Annotated in this window: 15 protein-coding genes; 11 read left to right on the top strand and 4 right to left on the bottom strand. The window is 69.7% G+C overall.

Annotated features, from left to right (window positions below):
- Window positions 1-2: 2 nt before the first annotated feature.
- Together ABS52_06740 and ABS52_06745 are read right to left on the bottom strand one after the other, a co-directional pair.
- Window positions 3-431: a hypothetical protein gene (locus ABS52_06740; GenBank protein ID ODT04070.1), complete on the bottom strand. Its 429-nt coding sequence runs from the start codon at window positions 429-431 to the stop codon at window positions 3-5.
- Window positions 432-477: 46 nt separating this feature from the next.
- On the bottom strand, window positions 478-855 hold the full coding sequence (locus ABS52_06745) for a hypothetical protein (protein ODT04071.1): 378 nt from the start codon (window positions 853-855) through the stop codon (window positions 478-480).
- Between the two features lie 219 nt (window positions 856-1,074).
- On the opposite strand from ABS52_06745, the gene ABS52_06750 reads away from it, so the two are divergent.
- Complete coding sequence (locus ABS52_06750) at window positions 1,075-1,503, top strand: hypothetical protein (GenBank protein ODT04072.1); 429 nt, start codon at window positions 1,075-1,077, stop codon at window positions 1,501-1,503.
- Here the strand turns inward: ABS52_06750 and ABS52_06755 are convergent, their stop codons facing one another.
- A complete protein-coding gene (locus ABS52_06755) occupies window positions 1,504-2,127 on the bottom strand; it encodes a hypothetical protein (protein ID ODT04073.1) in 624 nt (207 codons plus the stop codon).
- Window positions 2,128-2,366: 239 nt separating this feature from the next.
- On the opposite strand from ABS52_06755, the gene ABS52_06760 reads away from it, so the two are divergent.
- Complete coding sequence (locus tag ABS52_06760) at window positions 2,367-4,628, top strand: hypothetical protein (protein ID ODT04074.1); 2,262 nt, start codon at window positions 2,367-2,369, stop codon at window positions 4,626-4,628.
- A 92-nt stretch (window positions 4,629-4,720) separates the two neighbouring features.
- Here the strand turns inward: ABS52_06760 and ABS52_06765 are convergent, their stop codons facing one another.
- Window positions 4,721-5,839, bottom strand: a complete 1,119-nt coding sequence (locus ABS52_06765; GenBank protein ODT04075.1) for a hypothetical protein — start codon at window positions 5,837-5,839, stop codon at window positions 4,721-4,723.
- 323 nt (window positions 5,840-6,162) lie between these two features.
- Here ABS52_06765 and ABS52_06770 point away from each other — a divergent pair, with 323 nt between their 5' ends.
- The 9 genes from ABS52_06770 to ABS52_06810 all read left to right on the top strand — a co-directional run bounded on the left by ABS52_06770 (window position 6,163) and on the right by ABS52_06810 (window position 21,902).
- On the top strand, window positions 6,163-9,078 hold the full coding sequence (locus ABS52_06770) for a hypothetical protein (GenBank protein ODT04076.1): 2,916 nt from the start codon (window positions 6,163-6,165) through the stop codon (window positions 9,076-9,078).
- A gap of 12 nt (window positions 9,079-9,090) precedes the next feature.
- Complete coding sequence (locus ABS52_06775) at window positions 9,091-10,404, top strand: hypothetical protein (protein ODT04077.1); 1,314 nt, start codon at window positions 9,091-9,093, stop codon at window positions 10,402-10,404.
- Between the two features lie 87 nt (window positions 10,405-10,491).
- On the top strand, window positions 10,492-11,220 hold the full coding sequence (locus tag ABS52_06780) for a hypothetical protein (GenBank protein ID ODT04078.1): 729 nt from the start codon (window positions 10,492-10,494) through the stop codon (window positions 11,218-11,220).
- Between the two features lie 87 nt (window positions 11,221-11,307).
- Window positions 11,308-13,737: a hypothetical protein gene (locus tag ABS52_06785; protein ODT04079.1), complete on the top strand. Its 2,430-nt coding sequence runs from the start codon at window positions 11,308-11,310 to the stop codon at window positions 13,735-13,737.
- Window positions 13,738-13,828: 91 nt separating this feature from the next.
- The gene (locus ABS52_06790; GenBank protein ODT04080.1) at window positions 13,829-16,414 is read left to right on the top strand and encodes a hypothetical protein; all 2,586 of its coding nucleotides are present in this window, start codon (window positions 13,829-13,831) and stop codon (window positions 16,412-16,414) included.
- 116 nt (window positions 16,415-16,530) lie between these two features.
- Window positions 16,531-18,834, top strand: a complete 2,304-nt coding sequence (locus ABS52_06795; protein ID ODT04141.1) for a hypothetical protein — start codon at window positions 16,531-16,533, stop codon at window positions 18,832-18,834.
- Between the two features lie 250 nt (window positions 18,835-19,084).
- A complete protein-coding gene (locus ABS52_06800) occupies window positions 19,085-20,035 on the top strand; it encodes a mononuclear molybdenum enzyme YedY (protein ID ODT04081.1) in 951 nt (316 codons plus the stop codon).
- Window positions 20,036-20,041: 6 nt separating this feature from the next.
- The gene (locus ABS52_06805) at window positions 20,042-20,686 is read left to right on the top strand and encodes a hypothetical protein (GenBank protein ID ODT04082.1); all 645 of its coding nucleotides are present in this window, start codon (window positions 20,042-20,044) and stop codon (window positions 20,684-20,686) included.
- Window positions 20,687-20,867: 181 nt separating this feature from the next.
- Window positions 20,868-21,902, top strand: coding sequence for a hypothetical protein (locus ABS52_06810; GenBank protein ID ODT04083.1), 1,035 nt, complete (start codon window positions 20,868-20,870; stop codon window positions 21,900-21,902).
- Window positions 21,903-21,928 lie beyond the last annotated feature (26 nt).

The raw sequence follows: 21,928 nt of genomic DNA on the forward strand, positions 1-21,928 counted from the left end.
GGCTACGCGCGGAGGTAGTCCGGGCGCCACTGCGTGATCGCCTGCTTGATGGCCTTGGCGTCGGCAAACTCGCCGTTGCGCACGCGCCGGAACAGCGCGGGCAGCTCGGCGTCCGACGCGAAGCGCAGGGCAATGAACTCCTTGCGCGACAGTTGCGCAATCTCACCGTGCTGCTCGGCGGGAAGCAGGCGTTGCAGCCGCAGCGTCTCCTCGAGACGTATCACCCGGTCCTGCACCGTGAGCGCCATGACGCGCGCCAGGCCGATTCCGCCGAGGATCGCGAAGGCGACGATCGCTCCCCAGATGCTCCACGCGCCCGGGCGCCGGATGGCGTCGTACACCGCGAGGCCGAGGTTGACCGTGAGGATCGGCGAGACGATGAAGTGATAGGGAACAAACCAGCGAGTGTGGTTCGCGTAGCTCTGCGGCATGGTGGCCCCGGCGATGGTGGAGGGTGGATCGTGACGGATTCGGCGGTCAGGGAGCGGGAGGCGCGGCGCGCATCGCCTCGCGGGCATGTCGCTGGAGACGTGCGACGATTGCCTCCAGCCCCACTTCGCGCGTCCCCAGCCCCACGCTCTGCATCACGGTGCGCACGAAATCGCCCGGGATGGCGAGCGTCGTGGCCGGCGGCTCGTCGTTCACCGCGCCGAAGACGATGCTGAGAAATGCCGCAACCGTGGGCGACTGGCGCACGTTGATATCGGCATAGAAGTGCAGGCGCCCATCGGACGTCTCGGAAAAGAGGCGCACGGGCGTCTGGCATTCCGGCACGGCGTACCCGTCGTCGCCCACGTCGCGGTAGCGCTCCGGGAGGGGCTCCAGCTTGCGGGCGTAGGCGACGAGCGCCGCCATCTTGTCCTCGCGACCCAGGGAGGCGAAGCGCCGCAGGACCTGCTCCAGGCGGGGCGGAAGGGAAGGGGAAGGGGCAGTCATGCGGGAAGCCTAACCGCGCTTCGGCGCGCCGCCAGTCGGACTTGCCTCACTGCAGGCACTGGCACCCGGCGTCGCCCGTGAGGATTGTATAGAAGATCTCGCACGACCAACGCACGATCATCCAACCAATCGACGCCAATGCCAACTCGCCACTCATCTGCCGTCTGGGAAGGAACGCTTCGCGAGGGAAAGGGGACGTACTCCGGCGAATCGGGGACGCTCGGCGGCAAGTACTCGTTCGGGACCCGCTTCGGCGAGGACAAGGGCTCCAACCCCGAGGAGTTGCTCGCCGCGGCCAATGCTGCCTGCTACAGCATGGCCCTCAGTGGTGCCCTCGAGCGGAACGGAACTCCCTCCACCCGCATCGAGACCAGCGCCGCCTGCTCGATCGAGAAGCAGGACGCCGGCTTCACCATCACCACCATGAAGCTCTCGACCAGGGTTTCGGCCGCCGGCATCACCAACGAGGCGTTCCAGGCCATCGCGGCGGCTACCAAGGATGCGTGCCCGGTCTCCCGGGCCATCAAGGGGAACGTCGTGATCGAACTCGACGCCCAACTGGCCTGATCACCGGCGAATGAGGTCGTTGAAGAGCGTCGCCACGCCGGCGTGAACGCTCAAACGGCGGACGTCGCGTGCCTGCAACCCCTGCACTTCGAGTTGCACCGCGCGGCGCCCGCTCCCCCCGACCCCCAGGCGCACGCCCACCGCTCCAAGCAGTCCGAAGTTGTTGGTGTTGTACCGTCGGTCGATCGGGACCGAGCCGAAGGTGCTCGACAGGACGTGCACCCCGACCCCGGTGACCACATAGGGTGAAACCTTCGCGGTGGGCGCGGTCGCGTGGAAGGCGACGGCGACGTGCCCGGAGAGGTCGCGAAAGACGTCGCGGTAGCTCTGTCCGTCCACCTCCACGTACTCCTCATGCGGGAGGGTGAGGAGGTACTCGAGGTCGGCCAGGAGCCGCACCCGGGGCGACCGGAAGTGTCCGAAGTCGACGGTGGTGCCGAGCGCGACACCGTGGATTCCACGCTCGATGCTCGCCCAGCCGGCGCTCATCACGAACGCCCCAGCGGCGGCGAGACCGAGCTTCGCGCGCGCGGGCGACGCCGCGGAGTCCTCCTGCCCCTGCGCCGCCGACGCCAGGGCGAGGAGCGCGCAGGAGGCGACGCGCAGCGTGCGGAATCGGGTCATGCCGTGAACTGCCGGTGAACGGGGCGCATGGGGATCCTCGGCGCGGGCACGAATGACGTGGGCGGCGGGTAAACTAGCTACCACCGCCACCGCGCGCGTCGTGACCCCCGGCGGATTGGGGCGGTCCGTTTAGATTGAGGGGGTGACTCCCGCTGCGTGAACGACGACGGCGGGGGCGGCGCAGTATCCGGAGGATGGACGCGGCGATGATTCGGACCGGGCTTCGCTCGAGACCACGGGTGGCGATCGCGATCGCCGGTACCGCGCTCGCCCTGGGCGCAGGTGCTCTCGTCGTCGTGCGCGCGCCGCACCCGCGAGCGCGTCCCGACATCGCGCGCGAGTTCTCGTCAGGCGCCCGATGGGGCGATTCGCTGGAACGGGCGCTGGCTCGCCAGCCCGCGCGCGAGATGCCGGCGGGGTCGGTCATGGCGGCGCTGTACCTCGAGCGATTGCGGCTCGGCGTCGGGAGTCCGTTCCGGCTCATCGACTACGCCCTCCGCGACCCCCTCGTCCCCGAGCCGATGCGCCGTCCGCTGGCGGAGGCGATCCTGGCGCGAACGAGTGTGGGGGCGACGTATGCGACCCCCGCCGAGGCGCTCGACCTCGTCGCCCGTCGCCCCGGCGATGGGAGCGGGCTCGCGCACCGGCAATTCATGGAATCGGTGACCGAGGAGTCGGATTCTCCGCGAGCGGCGGAGCTCGGGCTGCGTCTCGCGTACTCGGTGGGGACGGCGAGCGGCGCGGTATCGCACCGCGCATCGTCGGTGGCGCTTGGGGCAATTGCCCAGGCGCGCGACCGGGCCCTGGCCATGCGTGACGTGGCGGCGCTCCTGGCGGAGTCACGCCGCCAGCGTCTCGACCCGGTGGACTTGGTGCCGCTCTGGCGAGCGGCGCGGCGCTTCTCCGTCGAGCGCCCACTCGTCGATCCTCCGCATGTCGAGGAGGAGGCGGCGGCAGTTCGTCTCCTTCCGCAGCTCGCCCGTCGTCTCGACTCGCTGGAGCAGCAGCCGGTACCGGCTGCGACCGTGCGCTCGTTGGGGGGCGAGGCGGGGCGCGTGGCGTCGGAGCTGGTGGCCCGTCGTGCCGCGCCGCCGCAGGCCCCTGTCACGGTCACGATGGGGGGCTACGCCTCGTACGTGGCCGGCGCTAAGGTCGCCTCGGAGGGGGGGAACGCGCGGTCGCAGTTCGTGGCCCGCGCCCGCACGGAGGAGTCGCTCGTCGCCGAGTTGGCGCGGCTGCGGGGTGTCGTCGGACCGTCGACCGAGGCGGCGCTTGCCACCCTCGCCGCCTCCGTCGCGATGCGGGCCTATGCGCAGGAACGGGCCTGGCTTCCTGGCGATGACGGCCCGGCGGCTCTCGAGCTGCAGGGACGCCTGGGGCTGGCCTCGCTCTCCTTCGATGACCGGGTGCCAACGGCCTGGCGCCCCTATTACACGCGGATGCTGAGCGAGGTGGTGACCGACCTCGCCACCGTCTTTCCCTCGCTCGACCTGCGCGGCCTGAACGTGCGCTTCGGCGAGTCGCCGCTGGCCGATCGTGCCCTCGCCCTCCACGACCCCGCGACGCGTACGGTCTACTTCCCCCTCGCCACCAGTGCGGGAGCGATGGCGCACGAGCTTGCGCACGACCTGGACTGGCAGGCGGCCCGCCGACGCTACGGCGTGCGCGGCGGATACCGGACCGATCGCTCCGTCAGGCAGTACAGTGACCAGCTCTCGGTCACCGTGCGCCGCCTTGCCAGTGCGGCGCGCCCCAGGCGCGAGTCGCTGGCGTCGTCGGTACAGGCCGATCGCCCCACCGAGGCGTTCGCGCGCGGCGTGGACTGGTTCGTCGCCGCCGCGCTGGCGCACCGGGGGCGCTCGAACGGCTACCTGAGCGCCGTTCAGGACGCATCCATCACCGGATACGCATCGGCTGCGGCTCCGCACGGGGGGGCGATCGAGGGCGACGCCACGCTCGACGCGCTGCGTGAGATCGCGACGGTCGACGCATCGGTCGTTGCGTGGTACGACACGACGTACGGAAGCGGGCGGCGCCTCGGGGTCGGCGACGCCGTGCGCCGCACCTTGGTCGCGCCGCTGTCGCGCATGGACATCAGCGCCGGTGCTCCGACCGGGTTCGGCGCGGTGTCGGCGACGTTACGGGCGCTGCGCGAGTCGCCGGAGGCGGCCGAGGGGTGGCAGTGCCTGCTGGATGCGCCATCGCTCCGCGGACGCACTGCCGCCGTGCAGGATGCGATGCGCATTGCCGCCGAGGCGCGCGCGAACGGCCTCGTCCAGCGCTGGGGCGACTACGCGCGCACGGTCCCCGGGGCTGCCTGGCGGTTCCGCGCGTTAGGCGGGGCCCCCTGGAATCCGGCCACGCGCGACTCGGTCGTGCGCGAGGTGCGCGACGCGATCCTCTGGCGCGCCGCGCGTCCCGACGACGGGCGGGCCGGGCTCGATTTCGCCGAGCGTGCCGAGCGGCGCGCCGCGTGGGCGCACTGCGCCGCGGGCGAGTAGCCGGGAGCTCCCGGGCGACGGCCGCTAACCGGCGGCCGCCCCTCCCGGGCGACGGCCGCTAACCGGCGGCCGCCCCTCCCGGGCGACGACCGCTAACCGGCGGCCGCCCCTCCCGCGCCACGCGCCTCGCCCGACACCGCCGCTCCATCGGCCGACGTGTGGATGATGGTGCGCGTGGGGAAGGCGAACTCGATCCGCTCGGCGTTGAAGCGTCGCAGCAGCGCGAGGTTCACCTTCTGCTGCGTATCCATGAACGTCAGGTAGTCGTTGGTGGTCATGTAGTAGACCACTTCGAACTCGAGCGACGAGTCCATGAAGCGGGCGAAGTGCGCACGGTCGAATCGCGTGTGCTCCATCGCCTCGATGATCGACCGGATGATGGTGGGGACCTGCTCGACCTTTTCCGGCGGGGTGTCGTAGGTGATCCCGATGGTGAAGACGATGCGCCGCTCCGCCATCCGCTTGAGGTTGCGGACGCGCGACTTCAGCAGGTCGGCGTTGGAGAAGATGACCTGTTCGCCGCCAAGGGCGCGGATGCGGGTCGTCTTGAGCCCGATGTGTTCGACGGTCCCGACGGCGGTGTCGACGGCGATGGTATCGCCGATCTCGAAGGGCTTGTCGAGGACGATCGAGAGGGCGGCGAAGACGTCGCCGAGGATGTTCTGGACGGCGAGGGCGATGGCGATACCGCCGATCCCCAGGCCGGTGACCAGGGCCGCGATGTCGAAGTTCCAGACGTTCTTGAGCGCGATGAGGGCGACGAACGACCAGAGCACGCCTCGCGCGAGGACGCCGATGGCATTGATCGTCGCCGAGGTCGAGCTTTCGCCCCCATTGCGCCCGCGCGACCACTTCGCGAGCCAGAAATTGATGAGCGCGCTCCCCCAGACCGCGAACTGGAGGAGGATCGCGATGCTGGTGAGGTCGTCCAGCACTTCGCGGGCGAAGGGCGTAAGGACGAGTGCGTGCGATCCGGCACGCAGGGAGAGGGCGAGGATGAAGTAGTAGCGGGTGCGCCCGAGCAGGTCGGAGGCGACGTCGTCGAGTTGGGTGGCGGTGCGATTGGCCAGGGTGGCGAGGCGGCGGCCGATGACGTGCCTGACGGTGTACAGCAGCAGACCAATCGCGACCGCGATGGCGCCGGCGGTGACCCAGTCGGCGATCGGGTTGCCGAGGAACGATCGATCGAGTGAAGCGAGCGACGGCAGCATGCGACGAGTGGGTTCGGGACTGGATTGCAAGGTAGCCCCGTGGCCGGGTGAGCGGCGACTCACCGCGTCACACTCGCGTGTCGCGTCTCGTCCCGTTGGATATGCGAACTATCCCGGGCTGGATTGACCTACGCTGCGCGATCCGCGATTGTATGCAAAGCTCAATGCACGGTCGAATGCGGTATGGGATTCCCCGCCCCGGCCGCCCGTTGGTGACCGTGTCCCGCCCTGAGCTGCTCGCCCTCCCGCACGACGCACCCAAGACAGGAGGCTTCATGCCCACCACTCGTTCTCCAGGAAATCGCAGGACCACCAGATGGCTGGTGGCGCTGGCGGCGTTGCTGCTGCCGGTGACCGCCACGGCGCAGGACGCCACCGGCATGCTGGTCGGCACCGTCACCGATCGCGCGTCCGGCGCGCCGATCAGCGGCGCCCGCATCCAGATCGTCGGCGAAGCGGCGCTTGGCGCCAACACCGACGACGCCGGACGCTACTTCCTCCGCGGCATCCCGGCCGGGGCGCGCACCGTGCGCGTCACGCGCATCGGCTTCCGCCCGGAGGCCCAGCCGGCGACCATCGCCGCGAATGACACGACGCGCCTCGACTTCGCCCTCGCCGCCTCCGCCGTGGAGCTGCAGCAGGTCGTGGTGACCGGGACGGGGGGCGCGGTGGAGAAGCGCAAGATCGGCGCCTCGCTCGGCACGATGGACGTGGCCGCCCAGCAGGAAATCATGCCGGTCACCAACTTCTCGTCGGTGCTGGCCAACAAGGTCACCGGCGTGCGGTCGGTGGGCGTGGGCGGTGGCGTCGGCGGGTCGCAGGATCTGCGCATCCGCGGCATCGCCTCCTTCTCGCTGAACCAGCGCCCCGTCATCTACATCGACGGCGTGCGCGTCGACTCGCGCGGCACCGAGTGGACGACCGCCACCGGCATGGCGTCGACCGCGTGCTGCTCGTTCTCGGGCGGCAACTCGGCCGATCGCCTGAGCGACCTCAACCCGAACGACATCGAGCGCGTCGAGGTCCTCAAGGGTGCGGCCGCGGCCACGCTGTACGGCTCCGAGGCGACCAACGGCGTCATCCAGATCTTCACCAAGAAGGGGCGCGGTGAGGGGCGGACCCAGTGGAACCTCGGGCTCGGCACCGGCTTCAACCGCCTGCGCGAGAACCTCCCGACCAAGACCTTCCCCCGCTTCACCGGGCCGGATGGCACGCGGGCCCAGGATGCCAACAACCTCATCAAGAACGGGCCGTTCAACTCCATCGACGTCAGCGGGCAGGGCGGGACGACTCGCTCCACCTACTTCGTCTCGGCGTTGGGCTCCAAGGAAGAGGGCTCCATCCAGCCCAACGACCAGAGCAAGGCCAACCTGCGCGCCAACGTGACCTTCGTCCCGACCGACAAGTGGACGGTCGAGGTGCGCTCGTCGTACACGCGCAACATCATCAACGAGCTGCAGGCCGGGAACAACTGGACCGCCCTCCTCGGCAACGCCATCAACGGCAACCCGCGCACCGCCACGAAGGACCGTCCGTACGGTGAGGCGTGGGTCCCGGTGAAGGACATCCAGACCATGGAGACCAAGAGCGACGCCGACCGCTGGACCGGTGGCGTGACGCTCTCGTACGCCTTCAACCCCAACTTCACGCATCGCCTCATCTTCGGGACCGATGCCGTGAACGAGCAGAAGTCCCGCTTCTTCCCGTACGCCGGCGCCTTCGGTCCGGCGGGGGTGACCAACGGGCAGCGCAACATCGGCGTCCGCACCTATCGCACGACGACGGTCGACTACCTCGGGACGCTGAACTACAAGCTCCCCTTCGACATCGAGTCGAACTTCTCGTTCGGCGGCCAGGGCTTCTGGGAGTCGCAGCGGCTCAACATCGCCGTCGGCAACACCTTCCCGGGCCCCGGTGTCTCGACCGTTGCGGCTGCGGCCGTCACCAGCGGTGGCGAGGCGTTCACCGAGACCATCAACCTCGGCATCCTGGCGCAGAACCGCTTTGCCTGGAACGATCGCCTCTTCGTGACGCTCGGCCTCCGCATGGACGGCAACTCGGCGTTCGGCGCCGACTACGGCTTCCAGAAGTATCCCAAGGCCGACCTGTCGTACGACCTCTCGAAGCACGAGGGACTCCTGCCCAAGGCGTTCAGCGCCTTCCGCGTCCGCGGCGCCGTTGGCCAGGCCGGCAAGATGCCCGGGCCGTTCGATTCGTTCACGAGCTACGGCGCGCAGCCGGTGTACGAGAATGTCCCCGGCATCGTCCCGCTCAACCCGGGCAACAAGGACCTCAAGCCCGAGCTGACGACCGAGCGCGAGTTCGGCTTCGAGATCGGGCTGTGGGAGGACCGCGTCGGGATCGAGGCGTCGCAGTACTACTCCAAGACGACCGATGCCATCGTGAGCCGCGCCTTCGCGCCGTCGCAGGGCTTCAGCCAGGCGCAGCGCGTGAACATCGGCGCGCTCGAGAACAAGGGGTGGGAGGCGTCGGTGAAGTACCTCGTCGTCTCGCGCGCCCGCTTCGACTGGTCGACCGGCATCAACGTCGACGGCAACAAGAACAACGTCCTCGACCTGGGCGGCGTCACGCTCCCGGGGACGGCGATCCGCGTGGGCTATCCGGTGCAGGGCGTGTGGGGGCAGAAGCCGAACGGCTTCAGCGTCGTCACCACCGGCACCACGTGCGCCGGCCAGCCGATGCAGAGCTGGGGGTGCCCGACCACCACGCGCACCGCGTCGCAGGAGTACTTCGGCCCGCCGCTCCCGACCTTCAACGGCTCGTGGTCGAACACGATCCGCTGGGGCTCGTTCTCGCTGTACGGCCTCATCTCGATGGAGAAGGGCGCCTGGTTCAGCAACGGCGACCGTCCGTATCGCATCCGGCAGGGCGGCTCCGACGAGTACCTCTCGGCGCTGGGCCCCAACGGCGAGCGCACCTTCAAGGCCGACTCGATCTACCAGTGGTCGAGCATCCTGTCGCACTACGACAAGCGTGACAACGTCCGCCTCCGCGAGCTCTCGCTCACGTGGCAGGTGCCGGCGAACATCAGCTCGATGTTCAAGACCGGGCGCACGAGCGTTTCGCTGGCCGGGCAGAACCTGATGTGGTGGGATGACTGCAACTGCGTCGACCCGAACATGAACTGGGCTGGCGCGGATTCGTACACGATCAACAGCGGCTTCCTCGCGCAGCCGGCGCCCCGCCAGTTCCGACTCCAGATTCGCACGAGGTTCTAAGCCATGACACCGATGAATCGCTTCAGACAGTTTGGTCGCGTGGCGGCCGCCGTGCTCCTCGCGGCGGGGTGCAGCGGGGTCTTCGACGTCGAGGACCCGCAGGCCTTCGGCAACGAGGACCTGAACGACCCCGTCATCATCAAGAACGTCGCTGATGGCGCCGAAGGGTCGCTGCAGCAGTCCGTCGACGACGTCATCGTCATGACGTCGCTCCTCGGCGACGAGGTCGAGTCCACCTCGACGTGGATCGACTGGGAAGACATCTCGGAGGGACGCGTGCGTGGCGATTGGGCCACCACGGGCTCCTTCTCCGGGACCCAGGACAACGTGCTTCGCGCCCGGTACGCCGCGCAGAGCGCCGCCGAGCGGATCAAGACCGTGCTCGGGAATGCCGCGAACACCAGCCCGCTCCTCACGCAGGTGTCGTGGGTGGACGGTTTCGCCGACCTCTTCCTCGGGATGTCGTTCTGCGAGGGGCCGCTCACGCAGGGTGGGCCGCGCTCGCCCAACACCGCCTTCTTCCCGCAGGCGGTGACGAAGCTGACGGCGGCGCTGGCGCTGGCCAACGGACTCCCCGCGGCCGACAAGGCCAAGTGGGTCCCGGTCATCCAGGCCAGCCGCGCGCGCGCCAACCTGTTCGCCGGCAACTACGATGCGGCGCTCGCCGACGCGCTGGCGATCCCTGCGGGCTTCCACAAGGACGCGATCTACGCCGAGGCGGCCGGCGTGCAGCAGAGCTGGACCGGCAACCAGTTCCACCAGAATCGCAACCGCTCGGGTGGGCTGCGCCGCAAGTACCACAACCGGGTGCTCGGGACGTTCAACAACGCCGGCTACACCACCGGCTACCTGGCCGACTGGTACGACCCCACCAAGCCCGATCCGCGCATGGCGGTGACGCGCAAGGAAGGGGAGCTGGGGGTGAACAACCGCTTCGCGTACTACGGCATCACCAAGTACAGCGATCGCGGCGCCGACCAGCCGATGGTCAGCTCGAAGGAGATGAACCTGATCGCCGCCGAGGTCTACATGCGGAAGGGCGACTTCGCGAACATGGCGGCCAAGCTCAACGTCGAGCGTACGGCGGTCGGCCTCGCGCCGATTCCGGTGCCCGCCAACGCCGCCGACGCGCAGAAGGCGCTGCTGAACGAGCGCATGGCGGTCCTGTTCGTCGAGGGGCAGCGGGCGTACGACCTGCACCGGTTCAACCTGGTGGGGGCGGAGCTCGGCACGAACCGCGCGACGATGCTTCCGCTGTCGCGCAACGAGATCCTGGCCAATCCGAGCATGAAGGAAGGCGAGGCCACCTGCCCGAAGATTTCCTGAGCGGCGGTGGATACAGGACGGGGGGCGGGGCGCAACGCCCCGCCCCCCGTCGCACGCCCCGCCCTCGCGGCGGGAAGGATGCCGGCGATGTTTGCATCTGACGAGCAGGGCGCGGCGCGGGGGGACGGCGCCGCGCGCGACGGATACACGCGCAGGGAATTCGTGCGCGTGATGGGGTTCGCGGTCGGCGTCCTGTCGCTGGCCGTGGACGGGTGCGGCGGCCAGGGTGACGCGACCGCCCCGCCGGCAACCGCCGGGCTGGTGGAGGGCGTCGTGACCGACGTGCAGGGGACGCCACAGGCCAACTTCGGCACCCTCATCCTCATGTACCCGAGCGGGCAGCACGTGGGGATCACCGTGACCCCCGACGGGGCCGGGAGGTTCCGCTACAAGGACCTCCCTCCCGGCGACTACCAGATCCGTTTCCAGGCGGCGGGGCAGGCGATCGTCCCGGAGCCGTACCAGCACCCCATCAAGTTCACGGTGCAGGCGGGGAAGGTCACCACGCTCGCGGTGCGCATCCAGCGCGGCACCTTCAACCAGAACCAGGTCGAGATCTACTGCGGCGACGACTTCTACCAGTTGCAGCCCGACGGCGCCGAGAACGGCGAGACCGTGGTCAAGCTGGGGACGATCGTCTGCTGGTACAACGTGGGCATCAAGGTGCACACGGTCACCGGCGGCCCCTGGAACGACTCGGGCGACCTGCAGAGTACGCAATCCTACATCTGGGTGGCGACCGTCCCCGGGGTGCACGCCTACCAGTGCAAGTACAACCAGCCCGGCATGCGCGCGACGCTGCGCGTCGTGCCCTGAGCGCGGCCCATGGCCGCCACGGGTGCCGAACAACGGAGCCCTGCCGCTCCGCGTAACGCCTTTGCCCTCATCTGGAGTCTCTCCCTCATGACATCACGCGTCCTCCGCCTCGTCGCGCCGGCCCTCCTGCTGGCTGCCGGGCCCCTGGCGGCGCAGGTCACCTATTCGCGCGCCGAGCAGCTCCTCAACTGGAACACCGACCGCCTCGTGAGCGGCGACCAGGTGCAGCCGCAGTGGATGAAGGACGGCAACCGCTTCTGGTACCGGAACAAGACCGCCACGGGCGCCGAGTTCGTCCTGGTGGACCCGGTGGCCAATGCGCGCCGCCTCCTCTTCGATCACGTGAAGCTGGCGCAGGCCATGACGGCCGCCGCCGACACCGCCTTCGAGGGGAACAAGCTCCCCTTCCAGACCTTCCGCTTCGGCAACGACGGCGTCAACGAGTCGGAGATCGAGTTCAACGCGGTGCGCAAGCGCTTCACCTGCAACATCGCCACCTACCGGTGCGTGGCGGGTGACACGCTCCCCAGCGACGTTCCCTTCGTGGCGTCGCCCGACAAGTCGCTCGAGGCGTTCATCTCCAACCACAACCTGTGGATCCGCAACCGGGCCACCAAGCGCGACTCGGTGCAGCTGACGACGGACGGCGTGGCGTACAACAGCTACGGCATCACCATGCCGCGCCCCAGCCAGCTGCAGCGCCCGCAGCCGCAGCGTCCCAACCTCCGCTGGTCACCCGACGGGAAGCGGATCGCGGTGATGCGCCAGGACGAGCGGTACGTGGAGCACATGCACTACATCTCGTACACGCCACAGCGCCCCAAGCACTACTCCCAGCCGTACGCCCTCCCCGGCGACACCGCGGTCCCGTACCCGCGCATCCACGTCGTCGACGTCGCGAGCAAGGCGAACGTCGTCGCGCAGCTCCCGGTGCGCCCCAACAACCTCTCGATCGGCGGGTCGGTGCGCGACTCGGCGTGGGCCGAGAACTCGCAGAAGGTCCACGTCTCGTGGCTGATGCGCGGCTCCAAGGCGGCCTACCTCGCCGAAGTCGATGCGGCCACTGGCGCCACCCGCGTCATTGCCCGTGACACCGGGAAGACCTACGTCGAGATCTCCAACCCGCAGGACCCTGGCTCCTTCTACGTCACCAAGGACCTGAAGGACGCCTTCTGGTGGTCGGAACGCGACGGGTGGGGGCACCTCTATCGCTTCGACGGGGCAGGGGTCGCCAGCGTCGCCTCGACCAACGGCAACGGCGGCATGTCGCTGGCGCCGGAGCCCAAGGCGCAGCTGACGTCGGGCGCCTGGCAGGTGGGGCAGATCGCATACGTCGACGAGACCGCGCGCCAGGTGTACTTCACGGCGCGGGGACGCGATGGATTCCTCTACTACCCGAAGCTCTACCGCACGAGCTACGATGGCGGCAACGTCACGCTGCTCACGCCCGAGGACGGACACCACGTTGTCTCGTTCAGCCCCAGCGGGAAGTACTTCGTCGACACGTACTCGCGCGTCGAGGCGCCGCCGGTGACCGTGCTGCGCAGCGCGGCGACGGGCGCGGTGATCCGGAAGCTCGAGGAGGCGGACGTCTCGCGGCTGAAGGAGGTCGGCTGGCGCCCGGCACAGGTGTTCAGCGTGAAGGCCCGCGATGGCGTGACCGACATCTATGGGCTGCTCTACCTCCCGCCCAACATCGATTCCACGAAGAAGTACCCGATCATCACCCATATCTACCCCGGGCCGCAGGTCGGGTCGGTGGGGCGGTGGGACTTCAAGAACGGCGGTGAGCCGTTCTCCCTGGCGGAGCTGGGCTTCGTCGTCATCCAGCTCGATCACCTGGGGACGCCGCTCCGCTCCAAGGTGTTCCACGACAACTACTACGGCTTCTTCGGCGACAACGGCCTCCCCGACCACATCACCGCCATCAAGCAGCTGGGGGCGCGCTACGGGTTCATCGACACCGACAAGGTCGGGATCTTCGGTCACTCGGGCGGCGGCTTCGCCTCCACCGATGCCATGCTGCGCTTCCCCGAGTTCTTCAAGGTCGCCGTGAGCGGCGCCGGGAACCACGACAACCGCAGCTACAACATCTACTGGGCCGAGAAGTACCAGGGGCTGATGAAGAAGGACACGCTCCGCAAGACGGACAACTTCGAGACGTCGGCCAACAAGACGATGGCGAAGAACCTGCAGGGGAAGCTCATGCTGATGCACGGCGACATGGACGACAACGTGCATCCGGCGATGACCGTGCAGGTGGTCGACGAGCTGATCAAGGCCAACAAGTCGTTCGACATGGTGTGGGCGCCGAACCGGAACCACGGGCTGAACGAGCCCTACTTCATCCGCCGTCGCTGGGACTACTTCGTCGAGCACCTGCTGGGGCAGGTGCCGCCGGACAACTACGAGATCAAGCAGCCGGCCGACGGCGGGGCACGCCCCCCGAACGCGCCGGCCTGGGATGACTGGGACGACGGCTTCCCGTTCTGGAAGCCGTTCCGGGCGCCGTGGTAGCACAGTAGAAGACGAGAAGACGAGAGGAGCCCCGGGGGGCGCGGTGTTCCCCGGGGTTTCCGTTGGCCTGGCACCGCACTCCTCAGCTGCAATGGTGAAGTCCATGTGGATGGTTCGTTGGGAACGCCGGGGGCGTCGGGCGCGGCGCGCGTGCGGCGCCTTCGTGGCGGTGTCGCTGCTGGGGATTGCGGCTGGCGACGCCGGGGCGCAGGTCACGGTCGACCGGTGGCTGGTGCTGGGGCCCGTCCCGGCCACGCTCCCCTTCGCCAGCGCCACCTCCGATTCCGCGGCGCTTGGCGCGCTGCGGCTGCGCCCCGATGCGGGGTGGCCGTCGGAGGGGCGCAGCGTGCCGCTCCCGGCGGGTGCGCCGCTGCGCTGGACGGCGGGCAATGCCGCGCTGGCGCGCGGGACGCTGGCCTATGCGGTGGCGTACGTCACCAGCGACCGCTGGCAGCGGGTGACGCTGGGCACGCCCGCGGGAAGCGCCGAGCTGCCACGGGTCTGGATCGACGGCGCACGGGTGACCGGGGCGCAGGTGACGCTGGCGCGCGGCACACACGTCGTCATGGTGGAGCGCGTGGCGCGCTCGGCGGGGGCGGAGGCGCTGGCCCTGGCGCTGACGCCGGTTGCGCCTGGCGGATCGCTCGCGGCATCGCTCGACCCGCGCCACGCCCCGAGCTGGCGCGAACTCCACGCCATGGCGTCCATCGCCGGCGTGGCCCTCGATCCCACGGCCACCCGCGTCGCCGTGTCGATGCGTGCGCGCGACCTCGCGGCGGATCGCGCCAACGGCTGGATGGAAGTGCGCGAGGTGGCGAGCGGCCGCGTGCTGGCCGAGCTGCGCAGCGGCTCCCCCACCTCGCCGGCGTGGTCGCGCGACGGCCGGCGGCTGGCCGTGCTCACCGCCGCCGATCGCCCCGACACGCCCGGCCGCGACCTCTGGCTCTGGGACGCCACGACCATGTCGGCCACGCAGCTCCTGCGCGGCGAGCCGATGACACGTCTCGTGGGATGGTCGCCCGACGGCGAGTGGATCTACTACCTCGGGACGGAGCGCCCGGCGGCGTCCGCCCCGCCGACGCCGGGCGAGATGACGCGCCTCACCGAGGTGTGGCAGCGCGGCGACGACTCCCCCTACCGCACGCAGCTGTACGCCGTGAGCGCCTCGCAGGGAATCCGGACGACGCTGGTGGGGGACTCGGCGGTCGGCGTGGCGGGAGCGGCGCTCTCCCCCGACGGCCGCACCATCGCCTTCACGCGCTCGGTGAACACGAATGCCGGGCGCCCGTGGCTGCGCGCCGAGCTGTGGACGCTCGACGTCGCGACGCTGGCCACGCGACGCCTCCTCGACCTCACGCGCGAGGCCTTCAGTGCCCCGGCGACCCTGGCCTGGTCGCCCGACTCGAAGGCGCTCGCCTTCTGCGCCAGTGCCAAGGAGCTCGTGGAGCGCGAGGACCCGTCGTTCAGCGTGTACGAGAACGAGCTGTACGCGACGTCGCTCGAACGCCCGGCGCTCGTGCACCTCAGCGAAGGATTCGTCCCGTCGGTAGGGGCAGGGCTGGGGTGCTCGGAGGTGGTGTGGAGCGCGCGGGACGGGCGGATCCTCGTCCCGGTGGACGCGGGGGCGCGGACGCTCCTGGCCAGGACGAAGGCACCGGTGCCGTCGTCGGTGGCGAAGACCACGCTGGAGCTCGTCCCGCTTCCCGGCGAGACCATGTCGGCGTTCGACGTGGCCGCGGGGACGGTCGTGGCGGCGGTGGAGGGGCCGGTGACGCCCCCGGCGCTGCAGCGGATCGACCTGGCGACGGGGCGCGCGATGACGCTCGCCGCGCCTAACGCCGACGCCGTCGCGCCACTCGCCCTCCCGACCTGGCGTCCGTGGTCGTTCCGCAACTCGCGCGGCGAGGAGATCGAGGGATGGTACTGGCTCCCGCCGGCCTTCGACTCCACGGCGCGCTACCCGATGATCGTGCACTACTACGGCGGGACGCTCCCCATGAAGAAGGAGTTCGAGGCGCGGCTCCTCTGGTTCGCGGCCAACGGCTACGTGGTGCTGATGACGAACCCCGCCGGGGCCCCGGGCTACGGGCAGGCGTTCTCCAACCATCACGCCAACGACTGGGGGTTTCCCGCCGCCAGCGACATCATCGAGGGGACGCAGCAGTTCCTGCAACAGCACCGCTTCGTGGACGCCGCCCGGGTGGGGAATTTCGGCCACTCGTACGGCGGCTTCATGACGATGCACCTGCACACGCGCACCACCCTGTTCCGTACCGGGATCTCGCTGGCCGGGATCTCGAACATCGCCAACTACTGGGGGGCGGGGAACTCCGGCTACAGCTACACCGACGGGACGTGCCCCGGGTGCTACCCGTGGAACCGGAAGGACGTGTTCGTCGATCGTTCCCCGCTCTTTGCCGCCGACCAGGTGCGTTCGCCGCTCCTGCTCATGCACGGCACCGGCGACACCAACGTCGTCCCGACCGAGTCGGAGCAGATGTTCACCGCGCTGCGCATGCTGGGGCGCGAGGTGGAGCTGGTGCGCGTGGCGGGCGAGAACCACGGGATCAACTCCCGTCCTTCGGTCGAGAGGGGACGCGACGGCGCGATGCTCGACTGGTTCGACAAGTACCTGCGCGACCGCCCCGAGGCGTGGAGCGCGCGCTGGAGCCGCTGACCATCTCGCCGGCACTCCCACCCGAGGCCCTTCCATCCCATGCACCCATACCCCGGACCGACACCGTGACGACTGCACCAATCCATCGCCTGGCGGCGCCCCTGATGGCGCTGGCCATGCTCCCCGTCATCGCTGCGCCGGTCCAGGCGCAGGGGACCCGCGCGGACTATGCGCGGGCCGAGCAGCTCCTGCCGTGGAACGCGACCGAGCTGGTGACCAACGACGCGGTGCGCCCGCGCTGGATGAGCGGCGACCGATTCTGGTTCCGCAACCGCGCGGCGAAGGGGTGGGAGTTCGTGGTCGTCGAGATGGCGACCGGGACGCGGCGCCCCGCCTTCGACCATGCGCGCCTCGCGGCCGCGCTGTCGCAGGCGGCCGACACGTCGTACGACGCGGGCAAGCTCCCCTTCACCCAGTTCACCTGGGTCGACGGCGAGAAGGCGATCCGCTTCGCCGTGTCCAAGGGGAAGTCCTGGACGTGCGACGTCACGACGTACGCCTGCACCGGCCCCGATACGACGGCGGTCGACAAGGCGAGCGAGGTGAGGTCGCCCGACGGGAAGTGGATCGCCACCGAGCGCGCGGGGAACATCTACGTGCGCCCGGCGGGCGGGGGCGAGGAGGTGCAGCTGACGACCGACGGGACGCCCGACTGGGGATACGGGCTGGCGAACATCGGCTGCTGCCAGCAGGTCACCGTCGTCCGCAACAAGGTCGAGCTGCGTCCCTACGTCCTCTGGTCGCCCGACTCGAGGCGCCTGGTGACCCACAAGTGGGACCAGCGCAACGTGCGCCTGATGCACCTGCTGGAGACGAAGAATCCCGCCCCGATCCTCCACTCGTATCGTTATGCTCTCCCCGGCGACTCGGTGATCCCGCGCTACGACCTGTACGTCCTGGACGTGGAGGGACGCCGCGCGGTGAAGCTCGGCGTGCCGGCGATGGACGCGGTCAACACCTCGTGCTGCTGGCTGGCGACCGATACCGTCTGGAAGGACGTGCGCTGGGCGACGAATGACGCCGTGGCGTTCACGGCGGGGAAGCGCGGCTTCGACGAGCTCTCGCTCGTCCTGGCCGACGCCCGCAGCGGCACGGCGCGCACGATCCTCACCGAGCGTTCGAAGACGTTCGTGGAGACCAACCAGAACTCGGGGGGCATCCCCAACTGGCGTCCGGTGGGCGGGGGGCGCGAGTTCGTCTGGTGGTCGGAGCGCGACGGGTGGGGGCACCTGTACCTGGTGGACGGGGCCACCGGGGCGGTGAAGAACCGCATCACCGGCGGCGACTGGATGGTGAGCGACCTGGTGTGGGTCGATGAGGTGCAACGGTATGCGTACTTCACCGCGCGCGGGCGCGAGGAGGGGCGCGACCCGTATTTCCGGCACCTGTACCGCGCCCGCCTCGACGGCTCCGCCGTGGAGCTGCTGACGAAGGAGGACGCCGACCACGAGGTCACCGTTGCGCCTGGCGGCCGCTACCTCGTGGACGTGGTGGCCCGCCCCGAGCGCCCCCCGGTCTCGCTGCTACGGCGCCTGGACGGGACGGTGGTGAAGGAGATCCAGGCCGCCGACATCTCGCGCCTGGTGGCGGCGGGCTATCGCCCCCCCGAACCGTTCACCGTGCGCGCCCGCGACGGGGTGACCGAGCTGCGCGGACTCCTCTGGCGCCCGGCCCGCTTCGACTCGACGAAGTCCTACCCCATCATCGACTACATCTACCCGGGGCCGCAGGTGGGGGCCATCGGACAGCGGCAGTTCGCCTCCCGCCCCGGCGGCGCGGCCAACGCCCTCGCCGAGCTCGGCTTCTTCGTGGTGCAGGTCGATGCGTTAGGCAGCCCGGGGCGGTCGAAGGCCTTCCACGATGCCTACTACGGCAACATGGGCGACAACGGCCTCCCCGACCACATCGCGACCATCAAGCAGCTGGCGGCGCGCCACCCGCAGGTGGACCTGGGGCGCGTCGGGATCTACGGCCACTCCGGCGGCGGCTTCTCCGGGACCGACGCGATCCTCCGCTACCCCGACTTCTTCAAGGTCGCCGTCTCGTCGGCCGGGAACCACGACAACCGCAGCTACGACTTCACCTGGGGCGAGAAGTACCAGGGGCTGCGGCGCCAGCTGAGCGACACCGTCGACACCTTCGACTCGCAGTCCAACTGGCGGTTGGCGAAGAACCTCCAGGGGAAGCTCCTCCTCTCCTACGGGACGCTCGACGACAACGTGCACCCCGTCTCGACGCAGCTCCTCATCGACGAGCTCATCAAGCACAACAAGGACTTCGACCTCGTGGTGATGCCCAATCGCAACCACGGCTACGCCGGCGAGGCGTATTGGGTGCGTCGCACCTGGGACTACTTCGTGAAGCACCTGCTGGGCATCGAGCCGCCGCCCCAGTACGAGCTCAAGCCGCCCACGCCGTAGCCGGCGGAGCCGCCCGCCCCGGCCACCGTCGTGGGCGGCGCGGCACCTGCGGCGCCTGTTCGAACTCCAGAGGGGGTGACGGGTTCGCGCGCGAACCCTCGCCCCCTCTCGATCGTTGACGAGAGGAAGGCGCCGAGGAACCTCCCGCCGGCTCCCGCGGTACGTCCCTTCACGCCCATCGTCGTACGCCGCTCTCCGGCTCCTCTTCCGCTCCACTCCCGCTTCTCTCCCGCCCCTCGTCGTCCCTCCCATGCTCCTGCGCACTCCCGACGCCCTCCCCATCGCCCCATCCGAGATCACCAGCGAGTCGCACTACGAGAACCGCCGGCAATTCCTCAAGGACGCGGGGCTCCTCGGCCTCGGGATCGCCGGAATGGCGCTCGCCTCACGCGACGCGCGGGCGCAACCGCCGCAGCAGGGGACGAGCATCGGCGGCGCGGAGCTCAAGCCCGAGCTCACGCCATGGGAGGACGTGACCGGCTACAACAACTTCTACGAGTTCGGGACCGACAAGAGCGACCCGGCCGACCACGCGCAGAAGTTCCGCACCAAGCCGTGGAGCGTGGCGGTCGAGGGGCTCGTCGCCAAGCCGGGGCGCTACGCGCTCGAGGACTTCCTCAAGCCGCACAAGCTCGAGGACCGGATCTACCGCCACCGCTGCGTCGAGGCCTGGTCCATGGTGATCCCGTGGCTCGGCTTCCCGATGGCCGACTTCATCAAGCGCGTGCAGCCGTTAGGCTCGGCGAAATACGTGGAGTTCACCACGCTGCTCGACCCCAAGCAGATGCCGGGGCAGCGCTCGCCCATCCTCGACTGGCCGTACGTCGAGGCGTTGCGCCTGGACGAGGCGATGCACCCGCTCACGATCTTCGCCGTCGGAGTCTACGGGAAGATGCTCCCCAACCAGAACGGGGCGCCGCTCCGTCACGTCGTCCCGTGGAAGTACGGCTTCAAGAGCTGCAAGTCGATCGTGAAGATCCGCTTCACGGAAACGATGCCGAAGACGGCGTGGAACGTGGCCAACCCGGGCGAGTACGGCTTCTACGCCAACGTGAATCCCACGGTCGACCACCCGCGCTGGTCGCAGGCCAAGGAACGGCGCATCGGCGAGTTCCGGCGGCGCGACACGCTGATGTTCAACGGGTATGCGCAGCAGGTGGCGTCGCTGTACGGCGGGATGGACCTGCGGAAGTTCTACTGAGCCGGCGTGCGACACCCTCGCTGGCTCCCGGCGCTCGTCTTCGCGCTGTCGCTCCTGCCGTTCGTCTTCGTCGCCGGAGCCCTGGCGTCGGACTTCTTCACCGGGACGCGCTACCTGGGCTCCAACCCCATCAAGGAGGGCGAGCACTTCACGGGGAAGTGGACGCTCCGCTTCCTCGCGCTGTCGCTCGCCATCACGCCGGCGGTGCGGTTGCTGCAACAGGGATGGCTGATCCGCTACCGCCGCACCTTCGGGCTGTTCGCCTTCTTCTATGCGTGCACGCACCTGGTGATCTACGCCGTCCTCGACGTGGAGCTCACCTGGCGCGACATGATCGAGGACGTGGCGAAGCGCCTGTACATCACCATCGGGATGACCGCGCTCGCCCTGATGGTCCCGCTCGCCGTGACGTCGACCAAGGGGTGGATCCGTCGCCTCGGGAACCGGCGCTGGAATGCGATCCACCGGCTGGTCTACGTCAGCGCCGTCCTCGGGCTGGTGCATTACTGGATGTCCGTGAAGAAGGATGTGACCGAACCCGCGCTCTTCGGGATCGTCTTCGCATCGCTCCTGGGGTGGCGCGTGTGGCGAGCACGGGCAAGGGCACGCGCGAAGCCGGCGGGCGCGTCCTCGGCGAGGGTGCCGGCGTAATCGCGTAGTTGAGCGTCTACTGGCGTGTAACAGTGTGGTAAGTGGCGCGTAAGTGGCGCAAAATTAGCGCTCAAGCTGGCTCTCCGTTGCGCGTTTCGCCCGGCAGCAATAGGCCGGATGGGGGAGCGACTCGAAGCTGAGTCTTGACAGATTCGACGTGCTAATACGTATTAGCGCGCCTGTGACTACCCCCCAGAAGCCATCCGCGCGCGCTACGGCGCATGACGTCGCTGCCCGCGCCGGCGTCTCGCAGCCCACGGTCTCCCAGGTCCTGTCGGGGAACCCCAAGGCGCGCGTCTCCGCCGCCACCCGCACGCGCGTCCTGCGGGCCGCCGAGGAGCTGGGATATCGCCCGAACGTCCTGGCGCAGGGGCTCGTCAGGCGCCGGTCCTTCGCCCTGGGCGTCGTCGTCCCCGATCTCGCCAACCCATTCTTCGCGGCGGTGGTCAGCGGCGCCGAGAAGGTGGCCGCCAAGGCGGGCTACGCCGTCTTCCTGTGCGAGGCCGGCGAGACCTCCGCCGAAGATCACCTCGACGCCCTCAAGTCGCGGCAGATCGACGGCGTGATCCTCGACGCCGTCGGCGCGGCGGCGCTGACACCCGAGGCGCTGTCCGGGATCAACGTCGTCCTGGTGGACGAGGCCCTGGAGCACTATCCCGGCATCGTGAGCGACGCCGAGCGCGCCGGGGAGGAGGCGGCGCGCCACCTCCTGTCGCTCGGCCACCGGCGACTCGCCTTCATCGGGCCAGCCGTCGACGCCAGTGCCTTCCGGTTGCGGGAGCGCGGCTTCACCCGGACGCTGCGCGCGGCCGGCGTGACGCTGGAGTCGCCATGCCTGCGACGCGCGAGCGCGACCGTGGCCGGCGGAATGCGCGGAATGCGCGAGCTGCTCGCCGTTCGCCCGCGCCCCACCGCCGTCTTCTGCGCCAACGACCTCGTCGCGCTCGGGGCGCTCAAGGCGTGCGCCCGGGCGCGTGTCGCCGTCCCGGGAGACGTCTCGGTCGTGGGATGCGACGACATCGAGCTGGCCCAGCTGGTGACCCCGGAGCTCACCACCATCGCCATCCCCGCGCGCGAGCTGGGGGCACGGGCGGCCCGCCTCCTCATCCGCGAGCTGTCGGGCGAGGCGGTTGCGGCTGGCGGCCAGCAGGGGCGTCCGCTCCCCGTGCGCCTCGTGCCACGAGGGACGACCGCCCCCGCGCCGGAGGGCGCATGAGCGCCGTGCGCCACGTCGTGCGCCAC

The organism is Gemmatimonadetes bacterium SCN 70-22 (assembly GCA_001724275.1).
In the GTDB taxonomy this organism is placed as follows: domain Bacteria; phylum Gemmatimonadota; class Gemmatimonadetes; order Gemmatimonadales; family Gemmatimonadaceae; genus SCN-70-22.